This window comes from Candidatus Saccharimonadales bacterium (assembly GCA_035480635.1).
Classification (GTDB): Bacteria; Patescibacteriota; Saccharimonadia; order UBA4664; family DATIHN01; genus DATIHN01.
Genome location: DATIHN010000021.1, coordinates 1 through 22718 on the forward strand (window position 1 = coordinate 1; position 22718 = coordinate 22718).

General features: G+C 51.1%; 19 protein-coding genes, 1 tRNA gene and 1 pseudogene. 5 read left to right on the forward strand and 16 right to left on the reverse strand.

Features of this window, described 5'->3' with window-relative positions; translation table 11 throughout:
• Window positions 1-296 precede the first annotated feature (296 nt).
• Complete coding sequence (fusA, locus tag VLE72_03365) at window positions 297-2390, reverse strand: elongation factor G (protein HSX14915.1); 2094 nt, start codon at window positions 2388-2390, stop codon at window positions 297-299.
• 522 nt (window positions 2391-2912) lie between these two features.
• On the opposite strand from fusA, the gene VLE72_03370 reads away from it, so the two are divergent.
• Window positions 2913-3284, forward strand: coding sequence for a hypothetical protein (locus VLE72_03370; GenBank protein HSX14916.1), 372 nt, complete (start codon window positions 2913-2915; stop codon window positions 3282-3284).
• Between the two features lie 225 nt (window positions 3285-3509).
• Here VLE72_03370 and VLE72_03375 read toward each other — a convergent pair whose 3' ends face one another.
• From VLE72_03375 to VLE72_03385, 3 genes are all read right to left on the reverse strand, one after another.
• On the reverse strand, window positions 3510-5099 hold the full coding sequence (locus VLE72_03375) for a hypothetical protein (protein HSX14917.1): 1590 nt from the start codon (window positions 5097-5099) through the stop codon (window positions 3510-3512).
• A gap of 85 nt (window positions 5100-5184) precedes the next feature.
• A complete protein-coding gene (locus tag VLE72_03380; protein ID HSX14918.1) occupies window positions 5185-5613 on the reverse strand; it encodes a PPC domain-containing DNA-binding protein in 429 nt (142 codons plus the stop codon).
• Between the two features lie 48 nt (window positions 5614-5661).
• Window positions 5662-6327: an NUDIX domain-containing protein gene (locus tag VLE72_03385; protein ID HSX14919.1), complete on the reverse strand. Its 666-nt coding sequence runs from the start codon at window positions 6325-6327 to the stop codon at window positions 5662-5664.
• Between the two features lie 441 nt (window positions 6328-6768).
• Between VLE72_03385 and VLE72_03390 the strand changes: the two genes are divergently transcribed.
• The 4 genes from VLE72_03390 to VLE72_03405 all read left to right on the forward strand — a co-directional run bounded on the left by VLE72_03390 (window position 6769) and on the right by VLE72_03405 (window position 8147).
• Window positions 6769-6936 (forward strand): hypothetical protein, encoded by a 168-nt coding sequence (locus VLE72_03390; GenBank protein ID HSX14920.1) that lies wholly within the window; start codon window positions 6769-6771, stop codon window positions 6934-6936.
• Window positions 6936-7328, forward strand: a complete 393-nt coding sequence (locus tag VLE72_03395) for a hypothetical protein (protein HSX14921.1) — start codon at window positions 6936-6938, stop codon at window positions 7326-7328. The genes VLE72_03390 and VLE72_03395 overlap by 1 nt, the downstream gene beginning before the upstream one ends.
• Before the next feature lie 104 nt (window positions 7329-7432).
• Window positions 7433-7612, forward strand: a complete 180-nt coding sequence (locus tag VLE72_03400; protein ID HSX14922.1) for a hypothetical protein — start codon at window positions 7433-7435, stop codon at window positions 7610-7612.
• Window positions 7605-8147, forward strand: coding sequence for a hypothetical protein (locus VLE72_03405; GenBank protein ID HSX14923.1), 543 nt, complete (start codon window positions 7605-7607; stop codon window positions 8145-8147). Before VLE72_03400 ends, VLE72_03405 begins: the two co-directional genes overlap by 8 nt.
• A gap of 28 nt (window positions 8148-8175) precedes the next feature.
• Here the strand turns inward: VLE72_03405 and rpsG are convergent, their stop codons facing one another.
• The 12 genes and pseudogenes from rpsG to VLE72_03465 form a co-directional block, all read right to left on the reverse strand.
• Window positions 8176-8652 (reverse strand): 30S ribosomal protein S7, encoded by a 477-nt coding sequence (gene rpsG / locus VLE72_03410; protein ID HSX14924.1) that lies wholly within the window; start codon window positions 8650-8652, stop codon window positions 8176-8178.
• Window positions 8652-9065, reverse strand: a complete 414-nt coding sequence (gene rpsL / locus VLE72_03415) for a 30S ribosomal protein S12 (GenBank protein ID HSX14925.1) — start codon at window positions 9063-9065, stop codon at window positions 8652-8654. The genes rpsG and rpsL overlap by 1 nt, the downstream gene beginning before the upstream one ends.
• 367 nt (window positions 9066-9432) lie before the next feature.
• Window positions 9433-12915, reverse strand: a pseudogene (gene rpoC / locus VLE72_03420) (DNA-directed RNA polymerase subunit beta').
• Window positions 12915-16445 (reverse strand): DNA-directed RNA polymerase subunit beta, encoded by a 3531-nt coding sequence (locus tag VLE72_03425; protein ID HSX14926.1) that lies wholly within the window; start codon window positions 16443-16445, stop codon window positions 12915-12917. Before VLE72_03425 ends, rpoC begins: the two are co-directional and overlap by 1 nt.
• Window positions 16446-16708: 263 nt before the next feature.
• Complete coding sequence (locus tag VLE72_03430; GenBank protein ID HSX14927.1) at window positions 16709-17251, reverse strand: hypothetical protein; 543 nt, start codon at window positions 17249-17251, stop codon at window positions 16709-16711.
• Window positions 17252-17441: 190 nt separating this feature from the next.
• Window positions 17442-18041 carry an ATP-dependent Clp protease proteolytic subunit gene (locus VLE72_03435; GenBank protein ID HSX14928.1) on the reverse strand — a complete coding sequence of 200 codons (600 nt, stop codon included), beginning with the start codon at window positions 18039-18041 and terminating at the stop codon, window positions 17442-17444.
• Window positions 18041-19321 carry a trigger factor gene (gene tig / locus VLE72_03440; GenBank protein ID HSX14929.1) on the reverse strand — a complete coding sequence of 427 codons (1281 nt, stop codon included), beginning with the start codon at window positions 19319-19321 and terminating at the stop codon, window positions 18041-18043. The genes VLE72_03435 and tig overlap by 1 nt, the downstream gene beginning before the upstream one ends.
• A 667-nt stretch (window positions 19322-19988) precedes the next feature.
• The gene (locus VLE72_03445) at window positions 19989-20357 is read right to left on the reverse strand and encodes a hypothetical protein (GenBank protein ID HSX14930.1); all 369 of its coding nucleotides are present in this window, start codon (window positions 20355-20357) and stop codon (window positions 19989-19991) included.
• Window positions 20358-20723: 366 nt separating this feature from the next.
• A tRNA-Leu gene (locus VLE72_03450) sits at window positions 20724-20810 on the reverse strand.
• 113 nt (window positions 20811-20923) lie between these two features.
• Window positions 20924-21451: a 16S rRNA (guanine(966)-N(2))-methyltransferase RsmD gene (rsmD, locus tag VLE72_03455; GenBank protein ID HSX14931.1), complete on the reverse strand. Its 528-nt coding sequence runs from the start codon at window positions 21449-21451 to the stop codon at window positions 20924-20926.
• Window positions 21452-22270, reverse strand: coding sequence for a hypothetical protein (locus tag VLE72_03460; GenBank protein ID HSX14932.1), 819 nt, complete (start codon window positions 22268-22270; stop codon window positions 21452-21454).
• Window positions 22271-22273: 3 nt separating this feature from the next.
• Window positions 22274-22718: helicase-related protein (locus VLE72_03465; protein HSX14933.1), on the reverse strand; the 445-nt coding region annotated here is incomplete at its 5' end.

A 22718-nucleotide genomic window follows, 5' to 3' on the forward strand; every position in this document is an offset into this window, starting at 1 on the left:
CCTCTGCCCTGCGTCTTTGTCGTTCGGCCTCTCAAACTGGCTAGATAATTAGGCTCTAAAAGGTCTTATAACCTTGGGGAGACAGTTTGCTTAGGCCGAACGACCATATTATCTTTCCAATACAGCAGATTGCGAAGGAAAAGATAGTGGGAGTATACCCATGAGCAATCTTCTCTAGATGATCTAGAAAAGAAACACACCCCACCAATTTTTTTGTATCGACATAGTTAGTAGTCGTAATGGGAGTAAGAAGAGAGAGCTTACATAAAAAATGGGCTGGGAGAGAAATTAGATTATTAACTACCTGTTTTACCGGCGGCGTGTTTGCCGATAATTTCATCGGCCACGTTTCGCGGCACCTCTTCGTAATGATCAAATTCCATTGAACTGGAAGCCCGGCCTTGGGTCATCGAGCGCAGCGTGGTGGTATAGCCAAACATTTCGGCCAGTGGCACAAAGGCATCAACCACCTTAATTCCGCCAGTGCGATCATCCATTTGCTCAATGCGGCCCCGTTTGGAGTTAAGATCACCAATCACATCACCCATAAACTCTTCGGGTGTGATAACCTCAACTTTCATGACCGGTTCCAAAATAATCGGGTCGGCCCGGCGCACGCCCTCTTGCAAGGCCATGGATCCCGCGATTTTAAAAGCCATTTCGCTGGAGTCAACCTCGTGATACGAGCCATCGTAGAGCTTGGCCTTAATATCAACCACCGGATAGCCGGCCAGCACACCGTTATTCATGGCTTCTTTAATACCGTTTTCGACCGGAGTTATGTATTCGCGCGGAATGACGCCACCGACGATGGCGTTTTCGAATTCAAAACCGGCACCAGGTTCCTGCGGTGAGAGCTCCAGCCAAACGTGGCCGTACTGACCGCGACCACCACTTTGGCGAACGTATTTGCCTTCAACCTCAGCCGTTTTCTTGATAGTTTCGCGGTAAGCCACTTGAGGCTTGCCAACATTAGCTTCGACTTTGAATTCGCGGCGCATACGGTCAACGATGATATCCAGGTGGAGTTCGCCCATGCCGGCAATCAGGGTTTGGCCAGTTTCGTCATCGCTGCGAACGCGGAAAGTTGGATCCTCTTCGGCTAATCTCTGCAAAGCCAGGCTCATCTTTTCTTGATCAGCCTTAGTTTTGGGCTCAATAGCAATGGAAATAACCGGCTCTGGGAAGGTTATTGATTCGAGCACAATCGGATGAGCCGGATCACACAGGGTGTTGCCGGTAGTGGTAGATTTCAGGCCAACGGCGGCAGCGATTTCGCCCGAATAGACCTCGGCCACTTCCTCGCGAGAGTTAGCGTGCATGCGCAAAATCCGGCCGATGCGTTCTTTTTGACCGGTGCTAGCATTCAGTACATAAGAGCCGGATTTGAGGCTGCCAGAATAAACCCGAAAGAAGGCCAGCTTACCCACAAAGGGATCAGTCGCGATTTTGAAGGCTAGAGCCGCAAACGGTTCACCGTCGCTGGGTGAGCGCTCTATTTCATCGCCGGTTTTAGGATCCTCACCTTTGATGGCTGGAACATCCAGCGGACTAGGCAAGTAAGCGTTAACAGCATCAAGCAGCTGCTGAACGCCTTTGTTCTTGAGGGCCGAGCCGCACAGCACCGGATAGAGCTGGTTGGAAATAACGGCGGCTCGCAAAGCGGCCACAAGTTCTGGCGCCGAAATGTCTTCGCCATTAAGGAACTTTTCGGTCAGCGCCTCATCGGTCTCGGCGATGCGCTCCACCATGGTAGCGCGATATTCATCGGCTTTGGCCCGCATATCCTCTGGAATCTCGTTTTCTTCAAAGACTTTGCCGATTTCGTCTTTATAAACGATGGCCTTGAGACTAATCAAATCAATCAGGCCCTGAAAGTTTGTTTCCGCCCCAATCGGCAATTGCACGGCCACGGCGTTTTTATTCAGTCGATCCCAAATGCTTTTAAGGTCAGCGTAAAAATCAGCTCCGGTGCGATCCATTTTATTAACAAAGCAAATTCTAGGCACATTGTATTTATCAGCCTGGCGCCAAACCGTCTCGGACTGCGGCTCTACTCCAGCCACACCATCAAAGACCGTTACCCCACCATCCAGCACCCGCAGAGATCGCTCAACTTCGACCGTGAAATCAACATGGCCGGGAGTGTCGATAATGTTGATGCGGTGATCGTCCCAAAAACAGGTGGTAGCAGCACTGGTAATGGTAATGCCGCGCTCGCGCTCCTGCTCCATCCAGTCCATAGTGGCCTCCCCCTCGTGAACCTCACCGATTTTGTGGGTTCGGCCAGTATAGAAAAGGACGCGTTCGGTAACAGTGGTTTTACCGGCGTCGATGTGGGCAATGATGCCAATGTTTCGGGTTTGTTCGAGTGAATATTCTCTAGCCATGGTTCCTGTCGTCATTCTCAACAGAAAGGCTATGCCGCTTCTGATTGGGAATCTTGTGATTTGATCCTGAAACAAGTTCAGGATGACAAATCCCGTCTTTCTATTGTACGGGATTGGTCAAATTAAAATGCCTACGGGCAACCGAAATACTATACCCTAAATGAATCTTTGATTCAAGGCTGTTATCTATTGACATATTCTAATTATAATAGCAATATATTGAGCAGTTCTTTTCAATGTTCTTTGGGAGGGGAAACCACCATGAGGATTTCCGTGCCGATCAGAGGTATCATCCACCTCAAGCACGAAGAAGTTCAACCCTGCACTGATTGCGGAACGGAGGACTACCTGGCCGAGGACGGCCGATGCGAGCCTTGCTCCATTCTCCACGCCTTCCAGCTCGACTTGGAATTTGACTTGGACTGGCTGGAAAGTCAGGAACGGCTCGCCGCCGACCCCTGGACACAACACCCCATCTGGCTAGACTAGGCCAGTTCGAACTCGAGGAGAGAGAGGTTTCTGATGACGCGTTTGGTGTACGCTGTGTTTGGTGGACCGGATCCAAGTGGCCGCAACGAAATCAACACACTTTGGGTACGAGAACCTGAATATGACTTCAGAAAGCCCGTACCACGACAGGGTGAGTCAGTCATCCTCGTGCTTGCAGATTTCTTTGATGGACCAGTTGCAACGGTCGATAGTGTCTACACAATTGCGATGCCTTCAGGCGTAGACACCATCATCGATCTGATCTACGACGTCCCGGAAGCGGACGAACTGCAGTGGTTACAAGAACGGGGATTCTCACCACTGAAACTAGAGGAAATCGCGGCTTTCTTCGGTGTCCTAGACATCAACAAAGCTCTGGCTGAGCGCTCCGCAACCAGCGCTTAGCCACAAGCTCGGCGGGTGGGGTGAGGCACCGGTAATTCGACCGATCGGCGCCTCCTCCACCCGCCCCCCCCCATCGGCGCTTAGCCACCAGCTGTGGGCGGGGTTGAGGCGTTTGTTCCCGACACTCATGCCTCCCCCGTCCACTCCCCGACCTCGGTTTAACAACCGGGGTCGTATTCATTTATTAGTTTAAGGGCCCCGTGCATCGCACGGGGCCCAATTTCTTTACCCCCATTCGATGGTGCTAGGAGGCTTGTCAGAAATGCGGTAGACGACACTACCGACACCAACGACTTCATTGATGATTCGTTTCATAACTGCCCTCATGAAATCCCAGGGCAGCTCGGCGGCTCGAGCCGTGAAGCCTTTAGTGCTCGTAACCGCCCAAAGTGCCAGGACCGGCCCCGACCCACTGCCATCACCCTTGGTAGTTGTTGTAATTGATTGGGTAACGACAGTGCCGGCCTGCCAGACTTCCTGGTACAAACCGGTGGCGTGGAGCTCGCTGATGAAGATGGCATCGGACTGGCGGGCCATAGCTAGTTTTTCGGCTGTGATTTCGCCTTCGATGCGAACCACCAGGCCTGGCCCTGGGAAGGGATGGCGGGTCAGCAGCGCTTTTGGCACCCCCAATTGGCGGCCAATGTTGCGGGCGGTGTCTTTGACTTGATCGGCCAACGGAATAAGTTCTGGCAGGTAGAAGTCCAAGTTGGTGTTGTGATGCTGCTTGATTTGAGCTTTGGCTACGCCGCTGGTATGCCCCAAGCCACTTTCGCTCAGGTCGGTGTAGAGCGTGCCTTGGGCAATGAAGTTAGCGCCGTAGGCGCGAGCGGCGGTTTCCAAAACCTCTTTGTAAACGCCCCGAACTGCCACCCTTTTATCTGGCATACCCTCAATGCCTGCTAAGGCCACAACAAACAAGTCCTTGGCATCGATGATTTCGAGCTCCAGCCATGGTTGGTGGCCAAAGAAATCAAGCACATGAGCTTCATCATCCGGCCTATCTACGCCTTTGATGTAGACGCCTTTGATTTGCCCAGGCACGGCCGCTTTGAGCAGATAGCCGGCGACCGCTGAATCCGACCCACCCGATAGTGCTAGCAGCACTTTGCCCGTCCCGATCTCGCGCTTGAGTTCGGCGACTTTGACCGCGGCCACGTCTTCAGCCGGGAAGACGTCCTTAGCCCCGCTAATTTTAAAGCAAAAGTTCTCGAAAATTCGCTGGCCATAATCGGTGTCGGGGACTTCCGGGTGGAACTGGACGCCCCACAGGTGCCCGGCACTGGCCACCGCCACCGCCGCCTTGGTGGTTTCGGCGTGAGTTATCGCAGTCGAACCTGGCAGAACACATTCGCCGTGGCTTTCCAGCACCATCGAAGCGTCCGGCAGCCCCTCGAGCAAAACGCACTCCCCGATTCTCATCAAGATGTGCTGGCCGTACTCGTGGCCGGGTACGATGTGGGCACCGATGTGCTGGGCCCACATTTGGAAACCCAAGCAAATCCCCAGGATGGGAATGCCGAGATCAAAGATCTGCTGATCGAACGGCGGCGGGTCAGTTACGGCCGAGGCCGGACCACCTGAGAGGATGATTCCAATTGGGTCAACCAGCTTAACGTCGTCGGCTGTGACGCTAGCCGGGTCGGCCACAATCGCAAAGACGCCCAGCGCCGATATGGCTTGCAGGATCAAATGATCAAACTGGCTGCCCATCCCGAAGATCAAAAAGACCTCTGATGTTCTGCGCAAGACCTTTTCGGCTGCGATTTCGGCTAGAACTTCGTCTGTCACAGTTGTCAGGGTACTAACAAACACGCGCGCCACCTCACTGGTTGTGCGATCTGGTGTCAGGGCCCAAGCTTAGCACTCAGGTTTGAAACTGGTCAAGGCGGACCCAGTCTTAGACGTCGAAATCCCAGACTTTTAGGCCAATGTCCTCGTTATAATTTTTACGAAAAGCGGTTGAGAGTGGCGTCAGCACCAGTTCGCCCGTGGCTGAGCAAACTGCCTCAACAACGTGGCCGCCCAGGGCCTGCATATCTTCGTTGGAAAGAGTGGCGTGCAGGTGGACCAGCGGCTCGTCACCATCAACTAATCCGACATTGCCGCTTAGACTCACAACTTCAAAAATACCCCTCAGCTGTTTTTCGCTGAACTTCTTGGTGTCACGGCGGTAGTGGGCCAGAGTTGGGTTTTCGACCGAGCCAATGCCCTCAATAGATGCATTAACGATGCCTTGAGTGCGGCACCACTTTTGCAGCGTTTCAATAATTTCATCGCCTGGTTCTAAGCGAATTAGATAGCGCTCACCTGATTTTCCAACCTTCACAAGCTAACTCCATTAATCAGACTTACTTAATGTAGCACACTAGGCGACCTAGGCCGATTCGAGTTGATAATTTAGTTCGCAAAAGAAACGCCCAGTGCTCCCAGCAGCCTCAATTAAATCCAAGACCGAAGGCATCAATTCCCAACCGGGCACCTCCTTGGGATCAGCCCAAAAGGCTTCACCGACTTTAGATTTTTTGATTAAAGTGCCACTGGCGTTCGCTCCTAAGAAGGCGTGAAACAGTACTTGGCTAACGTTTTCGCCGTTTTGCGACATTGTAATATAACCGTCACCACGGTGACTGAGTTCAGCTGCGAGCCCAGTTTTTTCTTTGAGTTCGCGGGTAGCTGCTTCTAACACCGCCTCGCCCACATGGACCTTGCCGTAGGGGAAGCCAACCATGTTGATGAGCGGTTGGCGCAAGCGACGATAGAGTAAATATTGGCCCTGATCATTCTTTAACATTATCAATGTCACGATCCGAGGTTGTAATCTTGGCTGAAAGGTCTTTAAGCTCAACCGATCGGCGTAGACTTTGCCCGCCGCCGTCAGCGAATATCCACCCGTCACCTTAGCCACTAACCCTTGATCGCTCAATTGTTTCAAGTGATACATAAACAAGTTACTCTCAACGTCCTTGGGCTTGAGCTCGGAGTAGCGAACTGTCGGGTGCATTATTAAGACACTCAGGATGTGTTCTTGTAATTTATGCATAACTTAAATCTAACCTGTTGAGTAGTTTGAGTCAATAATTTTTGACTCAGGATTTATAGACTAGATTTGATATTTGACTCAGGACTATAGTGCAAGTGTTCTTTGACAATAAGGAGTATTCATGGGGCTCGCGAGTAAGTTAAGTGATCATGTGCGGAGTGTTCAATCGCGCGACGATTGGGCCCCGGGGTACGGCGGCCAGGATCGACAGGTCCGTAAGTTCTATGAGGTCTGCTCGTGTGGATGGGAGAACCGAATAGAGGGTAGTTTACAAGATGTCAGAAGCGTAAATTGGCTGCAACACCAGATGGATGTGCTTACGGCTAACTCATGCGACGACTGTCAGCTTGAGCAGCCGTGCAGCCAGCACTGTCCCAAGGCTGATCGTCACCAGCGCCTTGGCGGTCAGTTTTGCACTGGCTGCGGGAGGAGGTACCCCCAATGACAGTCCGAGAGTTAATCCAAGAGCTTTCAAAAATTGATCCAAATGAAGAGGTACGCTTGAGTATCCAGACCGAAGCTGGCTTCTACGATGATCGGGGCTCTTACGCCAGTGGGAAACTCAGGCGAGTCAACCAAATGTTTGGCGTTGTGCTGGAAGGAGAGTAATGAGCTACGCAGGCGTTTACGGCCCGGACGAAACCTGCCGGCATGGCAGCTACTGGCGCAGTTGCAGCGCATGTTCAGACATTGGGCCGAGGGCCACTGACCAGCAAATCCAAGCTAAGTACCGCAGACACGAGGAAGAGCGAAAGCAGCGCCTGCTCGATGAAACTCGGCGACGAGGCCTGTATTTGGCCTTAAACCCCACCGAGAAGCGGGTAGCTGATGCTTTCTGGAAGCGATTCCGCAAGGGTTATCCCGGTGTGGGAAACCTCAAAATCAGTGATGCGGTTGAAGGCCGGGCTGATTCCTGGGCAGTTGGGAATGCCAGGTCCATTTGCAATGATGCCAAAATCGCTTTTGCTGCTATGACTGAGGACCAAACATCAGATGCGTAGCCACTGGAGGGACTGTGACAAAAGGCAAAAAGACTGAACCGAGTCCGGCTCGAGTCCGCCGAACAATCCTTGAGTGTCTGAATGCCTCTGAGATACCTTTGACTATGCGCGAGACCCTCGATGCCGTAACCATCAAATTGGGCTACCATGACGCCAGAGGGTATGGCGATACGCTTGATTGCCTGATTCAAGAGGGTTTGGTGGGGCAAACTATGGAAGGCTATTGCCTGAGTTCCAGAGGGCGAAAGTTCATGCGTAGTTTAGTTGACCAGCCCGATGTCTAATGCCCAAGAGTTCTATAACGAGGTCTGGCCACATGATCACTTCTGCTGCGCCCCGCCAAAGGCCAAGGCTCGTGAGCTGGCTGAACTAGTTGCTAAGCGTACAAACGGCATCGATATGCTTAAGCTGCCCTCAAAGCTCGGTTTTCGCCTCAGGCACACCACCTGGGCTGGTGGGATTCAGGCCTTGCTCGTCGGTCTTAATGGTGGTGGCTTTGCCATCACAGTCAACACTAACGTGACACCCCGCATACTTGCTAGTCTGGGCCAACATGACTTAGCAGACGAACAGGTCTGGGAAATGGTTCATCGTTTTACGATCGGGCACGAACTAGGCCACACCTTCTTCTTCAGATGGGGGCCGAAGCTTGAGTCAAAAAAGATTCGCTACAACTCTGGCTGTCACGACGAGCATTATGTTGCTGAGGAACAATGGTGTGATTGGTTCTCGATGTATTACATGCTCCGAACAACCGACTTTCAGCCCAAACTAATTAGACGTTTGGCTGAGCCAAACAAACAGAGCCGCCTGAGGTAGGGCGGCTCTTAAACTTTTGAGTCAATTATTAATAACGAGCAAAGTGGGCAAAGGCGCGGTTGGCCTCGGCCATTTTGTGAGTATCTTCGCGTTTCTTAACGGCATCACCGGTATTGTTATAGGCATTCATCAGCTCTTCGGCTAGTAACTTATCAAACGACTTACCGGTTTTAGCTCGAGCTGAAGTTAGAATCCAAGTTAGCGCTAGGTGAGTTTTACGATCACCTTTAACCTCAACTGGCACCTGATAAGTGGCGCCGCCGATGCGTTTGGCTTTAACTTGCAGGACTGGTGAAACATTTTTAACGGCCGTTTCAAAGACTTCGACTGGATCGTTTTTGGTTTTGGCGGCGATTTCATCAAAGGCGTTGTAAACTAATCTTTCGGCCAGGCGTTTTTTGCCATCGTGCATAACTTTATTAACCATTTTGGTCACCAAAACGTTTTGATAGCGAATATCTGGATCCAATGTGCGCTTGAACGACTTGGTCTTTTTACGCGGCATTAGCTAGCCGCCTTTTTGGTGCCGTATTGGCTGCGGCCTTGCTTGCGATTGGCCACTCCAGCGGCATCCAGGGTGCCGCGAACCACATGATAGCGCACACCGGGCAGATCTTTGGGACCGCCGCCAGCCACTAAAACCACTGAGTGTTCTTGCAAGTTATGACCGATGCCAGGGATGTAGGCGGTTACTTCCATGCCGTTGGTCAGTCGCACCCGAGCAATTTTACGCAGAGCCGAGTTCGGCTTACGCGGGGTGGCCGTTGAGACTTTTAAGCAGACGCCGCGCTTGAAAGGTGACGGCGAATTGTAACTGTTACCTTTTAGGGCATTATAAACCCGGCCCAGAGCTGGCGTTTTACTTTTGCGCTGCTTGGCTTTGCGGGGTTTTCGGATGAGTTGGTTGATAGTTGGCATGATAGGGCTTTATTTAAGCAGCTTTAACCTTCTTGGTCAACTTCTTTTCGGCCTTTGGCACGTCTTCTAGCGCTTGGGGATTGAAGCCTGTACCAACCGGGATTAGGCGCCCGATAATGACGTTTTCCTTCAGGCCTCGCAGTTTATCAACTTTACCCCGAATGGCCGCACCGATTAGCACCCTAGTAGTGTCTTGGAAGCTAGCCGCACTCAAGAACGAATCAGACGAGGTCGATATTTTGGTAATTGAGAGTAAGAGTTGCTCGTAGGTCGCTGGCTCCTTACTGGCCGCCACCAGATCCTGATTTTCCTCCACCACCGCCATTTTGCTAACGATATCGCCAGTCACGAACAGGCTATCGCCCGGCTCCAGCACCTGGACCCGAGAGAACATTTGGCGAATGATGACTTCGATGTGTTTATCGGAAATTGGCTGGCCTTGAGAAGCATAGATTGATTGGATTTCGGCTACGATATAGCGCTGGACCGAGAGTTCGCCTTGGAGTTTGAGCATTTCCTGCAAGTTGATCGAACCCTCGGTCATTCGCTGACCAACTGCTACCACATCGCCACTTTGAACTTCGAGATCTTGATAGCTAGGGACACTATATTCGCGCTCAACACCAGTCGTTTCGGAAACTTTAATGGATTTCTTGGTAACTTGAGCAGTGCCGCCGGCTTTAACTTTTAGAGCGTGCTTGCCGTCTTTATCGGCTGCTAGGACATCGCCAACGGCAACTTTAACGCCGGACTTGATAGCCGGGATGCGCCCGTCTAGTTCATATTCACGGACCTTGATATCGGCCGGGGTGATTTTGATTAGGTTTTTACCGGCAGTTTCTTTGATTGTGACTACGCCGTCAATTTCAGCCAGCACCGCTTGACCCTTGGGGTTTCTAGCTTCAAAAATCTCTTCGACTCGAGGCAAACCAGAGGTAATATCTTCGCCAGCCACACCACCACGGTGGAAGGTCTTCATGGTGAGCTGTGTGCCCGGTTCGCCGATTGATTGAGCCGCAATAACGCCAACGGGTTCACCCAAGGCCACTAGCCCGCCCCGAGCCAAATCAACCCCGTAACATTTTTGGCAGATACCCCAGAAAGTCTTACATTTCAGTACGCTTCTAACGCGAACGGCCTCAACGCCAGAGGCATCAAGGGCCTTAGCGGTATCATCACCGATCAACTGAGAGGTTTTAACCAAGGTCTCTTTATCGATCTTGACCGTTTCAGCCGCCACTCGACCGGCCAAGCGGTAGGCAAAGTCTTCGCCAATCGTTTCAGACTCGCGCCTGCTCAAGATGCTGCCCTCTTTATCGCCACAATCGGCTTCGGTAATGATGACATCTTGCGATACGTCAACTAAACGTCTGGTTAAGTAGCCAGATTCAGCCGTTTTTAGAGCCGTGTCAGTTAGACCTTTTCTAGCACCGTGGGTCGAGTTGAAGTATTCCAGGACCGAAAAGCCTTCTTTGTAATTACTCTTAATTGGCAGCTCAATGGTTCGACCAGACGGATCGGCTACAAGACCTAGCATGCCGGCAATTTGATTGAGCTGGCTTAAGTCACCGCGAGCGGCTGAGCCAATGATCAAACTGGCACTGGAGTTATTGGCTTCGGACATCAGGTGAGCCTCGAGGCTGGAGGTAATGCTAGCGTTAACTTCCTTCCAGACGTCGATGGTACGCAAGTATCGTTCATCGTCAGTGATTAAACCAAGTGAATATTGCTTACTAACTTCAGCCACCCGGTTTTCGCCATCATCTAGAAGTTCTTGTTTGTTATCGGGTATGATGAAATCATCGATCCCGATTGAAAATCCCGATAGAGTGGCATGTCGGAAACCAAGATCTTTGATTTCATCGACAACCAAGGCTGTGGTTGGAGCCCCATAGCGAGCAAAAACCTCGGCTACAACTCGGTGCAAAACTTTCTTGGCTAGGGCCTCATTCACAAATCCAAAGTCAGCTGGCAACACTTCATTAAAGATCAAACGGCCAACGGTGGTTTGGATAATGGCACCTTCGATAGGCACCTTAATGCTGTCCTGGAGCTTTACTAGGCCAGATTCATGGGCGTAGATGGCTTCGTTCATGTGGGCAAAAATCTTTGGCTTATCCTGACCTTGACGTTCCAAAGTTAGGAAATAACAGCCCAAAATCATATCCTGAGTCGGGTTAATAACCGGTGCGCCATCGGCTGGTTTAAGCAGGTTTTTAGTGGCCAACATGATTTCGCGAGCCTCGGTTTGAGCGGCGCTCGAAAGTGGTACGTGCACCGCCATTTGGTCGCCGTCGAAGTCGGCGTTAAAAGCCGTACAGACTAAGGGATGCAGCTGAATCGCTTTGCCCTCGATTAATTTCGGTTGGAAGGCTTGAATACCCAGGCGGTGCAGGGTCGGGGCACGGTTTAGTAATACGTACTTATCGGCAATGATTTCTTCGAGCGTATCCCAAACTTCGGTGCGACCACGTTCAATCATGCGACTGGCTGATTTAACGTTGTGAGCAAAGTCTTGCTCGATCAAGCGGCTAATGACGAACGGTTTAAAGAGCTCTAGAGCCATCATCTTGGGCAGGCCACATTGATAGAGCTTAAGCCCGGGGCCGGCAATGATGACGCTGCGTCCGCTGTAGTCGACGCGCTTACCCAGGAGGTTTTGGCGGAAGCGGCCCTGCTTGCCTTTGAGCATGTCGGAGAGACTTTTGAGTTTGCGCCTGGTCCCAGTTGAGCTAACGGCGCGCTCCCGGCGAGCGTTGTTATCGATTAAAGCATCAACGGCTTCTTGGAGCATGCGCTTTTCGTTGCGCTTAATGACTTCGGGGGCATCTAATTCGATTAATCGCTTCAAGCGATTATTACGGTTGATGACTCGGCGATAGAGGTCGTTTAGGTCGCTCGCGGCAAAACGGCCACCAGCTAGCTGCACCATGGGGCGTAAATCGGGTGGAATAACCGGCAGCTGAGTCATAATCATCCATTCTGGGCTCAAACCGGCACCCTTCATGCCTTCGAGCATCTTGAGCCGCTTTAAGGCCTTCTTCTTCTTAGCACCCTGGCTATCGTTACTCTCGGCTTTCAACTTGGCAATTAAATCATCAACATTAATGGAGGCCAGTAAGTTGCGCACGGCCTCGGCGCCAATATCGGCCCGAAAGACGTCACCGTATTTGAGGTTTAGATCGCGGTATTTGCTCTCAGGTAAGAGCTGGAGCTCCTCGAGAGTTTCGATTTCGACTTTGGCAGCTAGATAATTAACCTCTAACTCTTCGATCTCCCGAGTTTGATCAGCCGCTACAGTCGCAACATCGCTATCGGCCGCCTTACTCTTGGCTTGGTAGTCTTTCTTGATATCGGCAAGTTTGGTTTTGTAATTAGATTCTAGCTCGGCCAAAGCCTCACTACGCTTTTGGTCATTAACCTCAGTCACCACGTAGTTGGCAAAGTACACCACTCTTTCGAGATCGCGAATGCTCATATTGAGCACCAAACCAATGCTCGATGGAGTGCCGCGCAAGAACCAAATGTGAGTCACTGGCACCGCTAGGCCAATGTGGCCCATACGTTCGCGGCGGACAATGCTGCGGGTAACCCGAACGCCACATTTATCACAGATGACGTCCTTATATCTGATCCGCTTATACTTACCGCAATAACATTCCCAATCCTTGGTTGGGCCAAAGATCCGCTCGCAGAACAAGCCGTCTTTCTCTGGTTTTTGGGTACGATAGTTAATCGTCTCGGGTTTAGTAACTTCGCCATGCGACCAATCCAGTATTTGATCGGGTGAGGCTAGTGACAGTTTGACGGCTTCAAATTCTGAAGCTGGCTGATCAATTAATTGGTCCATTAGAGCGCCTCCATTTCAGCTGCAGTATCATTATCGGTTGCTACATCGGCTACCTTGGCCGTATCGTCCATGGCCTCAAACTCGTCCTCGGCTCCAGCCGTTAGATTGACCAAGGGCATATCGCCAACTTCATCGCCCTGCATTAGGTGCTCGCTACCCAGTTCGTCAACTTCGGCATCTAGTTGGCTAGAAATCAATTCTTCGGCATCGACTTCGCCAATGCTTGAGCGGACCAATTCCACGCCTAAACCAAGACTTTGGAGCTCTTTAACTAGCACGTTAAACGATTCGGGAATTCGCGGACCGCGGATCAATTCGTTTTTGATGATTGATTCGTAGGCCTTACTGCGACCGACCACGTCGTCGGATTTAATGGTTAGGATTTCTTGCAAGCTATGGGCGGCACCGTAAGCCTCTAGCGCCCAGACTTCCATCTCACCAAAGCGTTGACCACCCATCTGAGCCTTACCACCCAGAGGTTGCTGTGTCACCATGGCGTAAGGGCCGGTTGAGCGAGCATGGATTTTATCATCGACCATGTGGGTTAGTTTCAGCATGTATTTGTAACCAACGGTAGTGCGCTCTTGGAATGGTTCACCGGTGCGACCATCGAAGAGCTGAGCCTTACCGTCTTCAGGCAGACCAGCCCTTTTGAGCTCAGATTTAATTTTATCAATCGAAACACCTTCAAAAACGGGACTGGCAACCTTGTAGCCCAAGGTTTGAGCAGCCCAACCCAAGTGGGTTTCAAAGATTTGGCCAATGTTCATACGAGCACCTACTCCCAGCGGGTTCAAAATAATATCAACTGGGCGACCGTCTTCCATATATGGCATGTCTTCAGCCGGCAGAATTCTAGCAATCACACCCTTATTGCCGTGCCGACCAGCCATTTTATCGCCAACCGAAACTTTGCGCATTTGGGCCACTGAGACTTGCAACTGCATAATCACGCCGGGTGGTAATTCATCGCCTTGCTCACGGGAGAAAATTTTAACGCCAACTACCTTGCCGCGCTCGCCATTAGGCATGCGCAGGCTAGTGTCTTTAACGTCTCTAGCCTTTTCGCCAAAGATGGCTCGGAGCAGCTTTTCTTCGCTGGAGAGTTCTTGCTCGCCCTTGGGCGTAATTTTACCAACCAGGATATCGCCAGCCGTCACTTCGGCCCCGATGCGGACAACTCCACCTTCGTCGAGATCCTTCAGGCTTTCTTCGGAAACGTTAGCGATATCGCGGGTGACCACTTCTGGCCCTAATTTGGTATCACGAACATCAATCGGGTAATTTTCGATGTGGATTGAAGTGTAGCGATCGCCCTTGACTAGGTTTTGCGAAATCACGATAGCGTCTTCGAAGTTATAGCCGCCCCAGTGCATGAAGGCAACAAGTACGTTTTGGCCCAAGGCCAACTCACCATTATCGGTACTCATGCCATCGATTAAGACATCGTCTTTTTTGACCTTTTGGCCTGCCGACACAACAGTCCGTTGATGAATGCTAGTACCCTGATTGCTTCTAACAAAGTTAGTTAATTCATAGGCTTGCGACTTTTTGCCTTTGTAGCGCACGCTAACGGCATTAGCGGTGGCACTTTCGACCACACCATCATCTTCGGCTACCACCACCTGACCGGAATCTCTGGCTACCACGCCCTCAATGCCGGTACCAACCACTGGAGCCTGCGGATTAACCAGCGCCACGGCTTGCTTCTGCATGTTGGCGCCCATCAAGGCTCGGCGAGCATAATCGTGCTCTAAAAATGGAATCAGCGCGGCCGAGACGCTAACGATCTGCTTACTGGAAACATCCATGTATTCAACGCTGTCCGAACTCTCCTCTTCGGCTTCACCGGCTCGGCGGACTGAGACGCGAGAGTCTCTAAAGTAACCCTTACTATCAAGGGCGGTATTGGCCTCAGTAATAACCGCTAAGCGCTCGTCAGCCGCATCCAGGTTGACGATCTTACTAGTAGCTTTAGCTTTAACCGGCATGGTGTCTTTACCGAGTTTAGCAATTTTCTTGGTCATGGCCTCGGTGATGGCGTCCCCTGGCTTACAGATTAGGTTGCCCTTGTCGTCTTTGATAGTGGTTCTGGCGATGTGCCCAGCCGCTTTGGCCACCGGCACTTCGTTGATGACTACACGGTAGGGAGTCTCAATAAAGCCGTATTCATTAATTTTGGCGTAACTAGCTAGATTCAACACCAAACCGATGTTTGGGCCCTCCGGTGTTTCAATCGGACACATCCGGCCGTAGTGAGTTCTGTGGACATCGCGGACCTCAAAACCAGCTCGTTCGCGGGATAGTCCGCCCGGTCCTAGAGCATTTAGGCGGCGTTTATGGGCGATTTCGGCTAGCGGATTTACTTGATCCATAAATTGTGACAGTTGCGAGCTCGCAAAGAATTCGCGGACACTGGCCACAATTGGTCGCACGTTGATTAGCTGACCAGGTGTGACGGTTTCTGGATCGTAGACGCTCATGCGGTCTTTAACGATACGCTCCATGCGCAACAGCCCAATGCGGAATTTACCTTGGATTAGTTCACCGACCATTTTCAACCGCCGGTTAGCCAAGTTATCAATGTCGTCTGGGCGGCCAGAACCGTTGTTGAGGCGAATAATTTCGCGCAAGATCTCAACCAAATCTTCTCGCCGCAGCATGCGGTTTTCGTTGACGTTGGCGATTTTTAGACCCAAGCGCTTATTAACTTTATAGCGGCCAACCTTACTGAAATCATAGCGTTTGAAGTCAAAAAACATGCTCTCGATCAAACTCTTGGAATTTTCGACCGTCGCCAAATCGCCTGGGCGAATACGCCGATAAACTTCCATCAACGCCTCGCTCATGCCAGTAGCTGGATCTTTATCAAGGGTGGTTTGAATGTAGGGCACTTCGCCAGTATCGACATCGCTAAACAGTTTTTTAATTTCAGCATCGCTATCGTAACCAAAGGCTTTGAGTAGGGTTGTGACCGGAATTTTGCGCTTGCGGTCGATTTTAACTGAAATCACACCGCTGGTAGCCGTATCCAATTCCAGCCAGGCTCCGCGGCTAGGGATGACTTTGGCGCCAAAGAGCTCAATACCGCTAGAAATATCGCTAGTAAAGAAAACCCCGGGTGAGCGCACTAGCTGGCTAACCACCACCCGCTCGACACCGTTGATAATAAAAGTGCCGCGGTCGGTCATCCAAGGGTAGTCGCCCAAAAAGACTTCTTGCTGCTTTTTTTCGCCGGTTTCTTTATTTAGTAACTCAACAGTGGCTTTGAGCGGTTTTTCGAACGAAGTATTTTTGGTTTTGGCGGTTTGCTCGTCGTATTTGGGTTCCTCGAAGTGGAAGTCTTTAAAAGACAACGCAAAAGCTTTGCCGGTAAAGTCATCAATTGGACTAATTTCGGCAAACAGTTCGGTGATTCCCTCTGTTATAAACCATTCAAACGACTGGGTTTGAATATCGATTAAATTCGGGAGCTCTAAAATCTCCTCGTGGCTAGCGAGGTATTCGCGGGCGCCAGTTGTTTTGGCCAAGTGGGGCTACTCCTTAATTTTTAGTGCACTGCTAAAAAGAAGGTTTTTCTAAACACATAAAACATGAGGGTGTTGACATGCCCTCTTGTTGCGTAATTTAAGCATCCTCTTGAATCCAATTCTGACCGATTGTGTCAGAAGTGTCAACACTTTTTTTACAGTTTATTTCCACTTCATGCTTAACTTGTTTTAAGATTGATTACGAAACTAGTTCGGAATGACATTAAAAAGTGGGCGCCTGGGTAGGAGACGCCTATTGCAGTCTAGGCCATGCGCTTAACCAATTTCGCGACCTTGTCGGTTGATCTATCGATCATCGCCCCCAGCCGATGGTCAATCGACCGTAGAACACCGATCTCGTCGCTTCTCTCCACTTGATCTCTGGATTCTGGGTTGACTCCATCCCTGGCTTTTCCAAGGAGCTGCACCAACATCCCATGGAATCTGGCCAAATGCTGTGTGGCCAGCGGATTCATGACATCAATGTCACGAATCCGCCCATCCTTGGGCGTAACCGGGCTGAGTGTGCATACGGTCTCGGCATCATTAGTAAAGCCATACCGCTCAAACCCCAGTGGATATCTGCTAACGGCTTCCATGAATGTCATCCGTGGGTCAAAACCGAGGTGCATGAGTTTGGCGGGCATGAAAGGTCTTGTAGCCATCGTTACCCACCCGTAATTGACGCATTGAGCACTAGCGGTCACAAGATCGATGGAGGCAGCTGACCTCCGCCCATCTACATACACGGTCATTCGCATTATTAACGCGCCGTTTTCCAGTCGGTCAACAATCCAGTCGTACATGTCTCCTCCATCGTCTAGGCTCCTCGCCATCGACTAGGCACTGTCAAATTGCTCTTCGCCATCACCTAGGTCTCAAAAACCATCGGTTAGGCTGCGTTCTCCTACCCAGGATGGGTTGATGTTAACAGGAAGTTGGTTTGAGGACAACAAAAAGATTGCCGCGCCACCCGACTCCCGCGATGACTAGCGGCTATTTATTCCGGGCTATGATTTGATCGACGACGCCGTATTTTTTGGCTTCTTCGGCCGTCATGTAATAGTCGCGATCGGTGTCTTTGGTGACTTGAGCAAGGGGTTTGCCGGTGTTTTTAGACAGCACTTCATCGAGCTTTTTGCGCATGGAGATAATTTCGCGAGCGGCAATTTCAACGTCGGCTGGAGCGCCTTGTGAGCCAGCTTGGCCCTGGTGGATCATGATTTTGGCGTTGGGCAGGGCAAAACGCTTGCCTTTGGCACCAGCGCTGAGCAAGACGGCTGCCATACTCATAGCCATTCCCACCACCACGGTCGAAACATCACATTTAACGTAATTCATGACGTCCAGCATGGCCATACCAGAATAGACGCTGCCGCCGGGGCTATTGATGTAGAGCATAATGTCTTTTTTGGGGTCTTCGCCCTCCAAAAAGAGCATTTGAGCGATAACGGCATTGGCCACCGTTTCATCGATTTCGGTGCCCAAGAAGATGATGCGGTCTTTGAGTAAGCGTGAATAGATGTCGTAGGCGCGCTCGCCCAGGCTGGTTTTTTCGATAACAGTTGGGATTAAAATTGAGGCATTGGTTTGCATTATGGCTCCTCGTTGTACTTCTTAATTGTAGCGATGGTCCGCTGAGCCATCAAATGATTAAAGATTTCCTCGTGGGTTTCTGGCCGATCCAGCTCACGGCGCATCTCGGCGTCTTGGTATTGTTGCTTCATCCGATCGATTTCGGCTTCAATCTCGGCATCGGTCACGGTAATATGCTCGGCCTTGGCCACTTCGGTCAAAACCAGAGCCATCTCGACCCGACGTTTGGCCTCATCGCTAATCTGTTTAGCCAAACTCTCAGCCGTTAGGCCTTGGGAGCTCAGATATTGATCGCGCGTCAGCTTCCGTTGAGTCAAGTTATCTTCTAGTTCCTGGTTGATCCGCTCGGCTTGAGATTCAACCAGCCGCTGGGGCACTTGCAAGCTAGATTTCTTAAGTAACTCAACTAACAGAGCATTTTCGTAGGCTTGAGCGGCCTCCTGGTCCTTTTGCTCTAGGATGGTTTTTTCAATTGAGGCCTTTAATTCTGTAAGATTTTTATACGGACCAGCCTCTTTGGCAAAGGCATCGTTTAATTCTGGCGGCACAACTTCGACCACGCGGTGGACTTTGACCTCAAATTGGACCTTTTGCCCAGCTAGCTCAGTTTGGCCATAATCTTTAGGGAAGGCAATATCAAAGGTTTTGTTATCTCCCGATTTTAATCCGACTAGTTCGGCTTCGAAACCAGGGATAAACGAGTTTGACCCTAGAATTAGGGGATAGTTTGTGGCTTTGGCCCCGGGAATTTCTTGGCCATCTTTGGTGCCACGAAAGTCGATGACAACTTCGTCGCCATCTTGCGCGGCTCGGTTAGCATCAACCCGTTTAGCAACCCGTTTGCTTAAATCGCTAATAACTTGATCGACTTCAGCTGGCGAGATCTCAATCTTGGGGCGGTCAACTGTTAAGTGTTTATAATCGGCTAATTTGATCGGTGGTAGAATCTCGGCGGTAGCTTCGTATTCGAGTTCCGTATAGGGCACAAACTTGGTTAATTTAACTTCGGGGCTAGCGATTACAGGCAACTCGTGTTCGCGCACGGCATGGGCGTAGGAGTGGCTAGTAGCAGCATCCAGCACCTCGCTTTGAACAACGGATGAACCAAGTTCACGCTCAACTATTGAATCCGGGGCTTTACCAGGGCGAAAACCGGCCACCTTGAGCGGCGCCCGTAGTTTATTGTAAGTTGTCGTAACAATTGGTGATAAAGACTGCTCGTCCATCTGGACAGTAAAAGTCACATGGGAATCGGTCTTTTTCTTGATAGTGGTTTTCATGAGCACATATGATAACAGAAAGGGACTCCGGGCGAAACACCCAGAATCCCAAATTTGTGTCCGAGGGGGCTCAGGCCGCATCTGCAAGATGTCGGCCGTGATGTCCGTCGGTTCGGCCTCAGCCTGAACCCCCTCAGCCGCGACTCAACCGCGGATTAGCTCCCGGCGAAAACGAGTCTCTTGGTGCCCTCTTGACCCTTCTCGGTGTCGACGAAGGTAACTAGCACTTCCCCGCAACCGCGAGGGCATCGCCCGTGTTCATCAACGAGCTCCCTGTGCTCATCGCAGCGATGTGTGTCTTCGACGTTCACTGCTCACTTCCCCGGGCTTGGTCGAGATGTATGCGCTCCGGTGTGGCCATCGAGCTAGGGTCGCAGAGCTCGCTGTTCAGCACTGGGGCGTCGCAGGTAGTACAGAAGCTGGCACACTTACTCAAGGGAACCAGAAGCCCCCCTCTAGCTCCGCAGTTCGGACAGACCCCGACTGGCTCGGCCTCGACCGGTGCTGCATGAGTTGCGACCATACTCAACCCCTAACTTCGGTTTGAATGGTAGTTGCTGCACAAGGTGTGCTTAAAGCGAAATTACGCCCATCCGCCCATGATGTCAAGACTGTTAATAAGTCCTGACCACTTGTAGGATTCAGCCCTCAGAAATTACCTAGAGACCTATGCGGGCTCGAACCATTCAACCGAAAGAACGGCTGGGCGGTTTTGGCCTTCGAAACAAATCGGCAAAAGCGGTGGCCACTCTGACGGCAAGCGGATAGTTACCCAATTAAGCTTGAACAAGTGGTAGCCATTGTCGAGAAAGGCCTGAGTCGACAATGACGCAACCTCGAAAGGACCGTCGCCTAATAAGGTTTTGGGATGATGCGCTCTGTTGAGACTGCCTTCCGCCCACCTTACTTTACTCCCGGGGACGATTGTAAAACCGACGGGCTTGGCAGTCATGGCTGGCGGGAACTGGCTTTCGGCCTTGCAGAGGGTCAGGCAGTCTTTTGGAAGACCCAGGATGGCGAGGATCTGTTCGCTCATCGCCTTGGCATCTGTCGAGGCCTCCTTGAATGTCGATGCCCCGTTTGTGCTACACCCAACGACCAAGAGCCGGTATTGCCAGTCGAAGGTGGCGTCACGGCCACAAAAGATTGGGTTTTCAGCTAATGGCCAGAAACTTGGCTCGGTTGAGTAATTGACTGGAAGTGTCAGGACGATCCTTGCCCTCCAGGGCTGCGTGCTTGTGCGAGTCAGCGTGGCTGTCACGTTACCCCTTTTAAGGTCCGATGGGTCAGCGCAAAGAAAAACCGCCCGTAGGCGGTTTAATTTCGCAGCTGAATAGAATTTGTCTTATCGATCCACATCTTGAATGATATTAGTGGTAATGCTTAGGACTGTCAATTATTTTGGTGGGCGAGAGAGGGCTCGAACCTCCACGGGGTTTCCCCCACTAGCTCCTAAGGCTAGCGTGTATACCAATTTCACCACTCGCCCTCGTCCAAACTGTGCTTCGGCTTAGGCAAGTACCATCACTTGCTCCAGCCTACGCCCAGTTTCTCCTCTCGAAGCCCCAAACAGCTTTGCTTGGTTTGGCGCTTCGTAGCAAATTAATTAGCTGGTTTATAGAAGGATAGGGCCGCATTACCATAGCGCTTGGACTTAACCAGCTCCAAGGATTTTAACGCAAGCGGTTCTATCTGGCTAGTATGTGATACTACCATGACACCAGAATCGGCCAAACTGCTAGTTAAGTGTTCGAGGGCTGTTTGGCTAATAACGGCAAAGGGCGGTGCCGCAAGAATAACGTCAAAATAAGTTTTGGGGCCCACCCAATCTTCAACCCGCATCTGCTCAAGCCGATACTTATGGGTTAATCCCAAGACCTTAAGGTTATCATGAATAGTAGCTGCGGCGACGCGACTGACTTCAATGCCGACTACATCAGCGGCCCCGCGACTGAGTGCCTCAAGACCCAACCCACCGCTCCCGGCATAGGCATCAAGCAGATGGGCACCCTCGATCGGGCCGAGAATATCAAAGAGAGCCGAGCGCTCTTTTTCAGTCATTGGCCGTACAGCGCTAGTCCTGGGCGCCTTGTATCCCCTCCCCCTGAGCTCTCCACCGGTGATTTTCATCTAGACCGCGGTAGCTACGGCCACTTTTTTAGCTTGATTAAAACCAGCCTCTAAATAGGCTAACAACCAAATAATGGCTACGGCTTGGGCAGCTCTAGGTATGATTTCTTTTTTGATGCTCGCTGCCATATTAGCCGTCCAGCCACTTTTTTTAAACTGAGAGTAGAGATCAAGCTGGGCCACGGACTTAGACTCTTCTTTAAAAAAAGCCATATAGCCAACCTGCCGGGCGTGGGCCAGTTTGGCCGCATCCAGTTTAGTTCTGATCGGACGACCAACTAGGACCGAGGCGATCCCCAGTTCGAAGTTATGATGCATCGAAATAATGCCCTTACCGCCCCAGACCGCCCAGTTTTTTTTGATTGAGCCCTTGCCGCTGGCAATGTACTTTAGCTTACCTTTGAGGGGCGCCGGTCCACCTTGAATTTCGCTAATAGCCTCGCCGAGCAGTTCATGGTGAGCTGGCGTTAAGCCATCAACTACATAGTGGGCTAGCCAACTGGCTTCAAAACCGCTCCGGACCATGTCGCGATCGCTTAAGGCCTCAACCAGCAGATCATAGTGGTTTTTAATGTGCTCAGGCAGCTCTCCGGTATCGGTTATGGGGTTATAAAAATGGTCTGGATCAGCCGCCCCAGGCGATTTAACTTTGAGGCCATCTGGACCGTTCTGACCTTCAAAATTTAAAATTTGTTTCACCAAAGGGAAGCTACCCGGAGCCAAATAATGGCTAACCATGCGATGAGCAGCCACGTCCAAGCGCTGGTGGATACCCAGCCGTTTAATTGAATGTTTCGGTGTGATGAACCCTGCGTACATATTTTAGTCGAGCGAAGTAACCTCTTTGAGCTGATTAATACGCGCTACTGCTCGCTTTGATTCTACCATTTTTACGGGGTCCGCCGCAAAGGCCTCGGCGGCCTGGCGAACCAAAGCCACTAGTTTGGCATCCCCCAAATCGGCGAACCGAAGATCGATGCGACCATGTTGTTTGAGCCCATAAATTTGGCCAGCACCACGCAGTTCTATATCAATTTGAGCTAACCGAAAACCATCGTTGGTTCGCTCCATAGCTGCCAGTCGAGCCGACCCAGCCGAATCGTCACTACTAAATAGGTAGCAGTAGGACTGCTGGTCTGAGCGGCCGACCCGCCCCCGCAACTGATGTAGTGTAGCTAGGCCGTAGCGCTCAGCCGCTTCAATAATAATGACACTGGCGTTTGGTACATCCAGACCAACTTCGATCAGACTAGTGGCTACCAATATA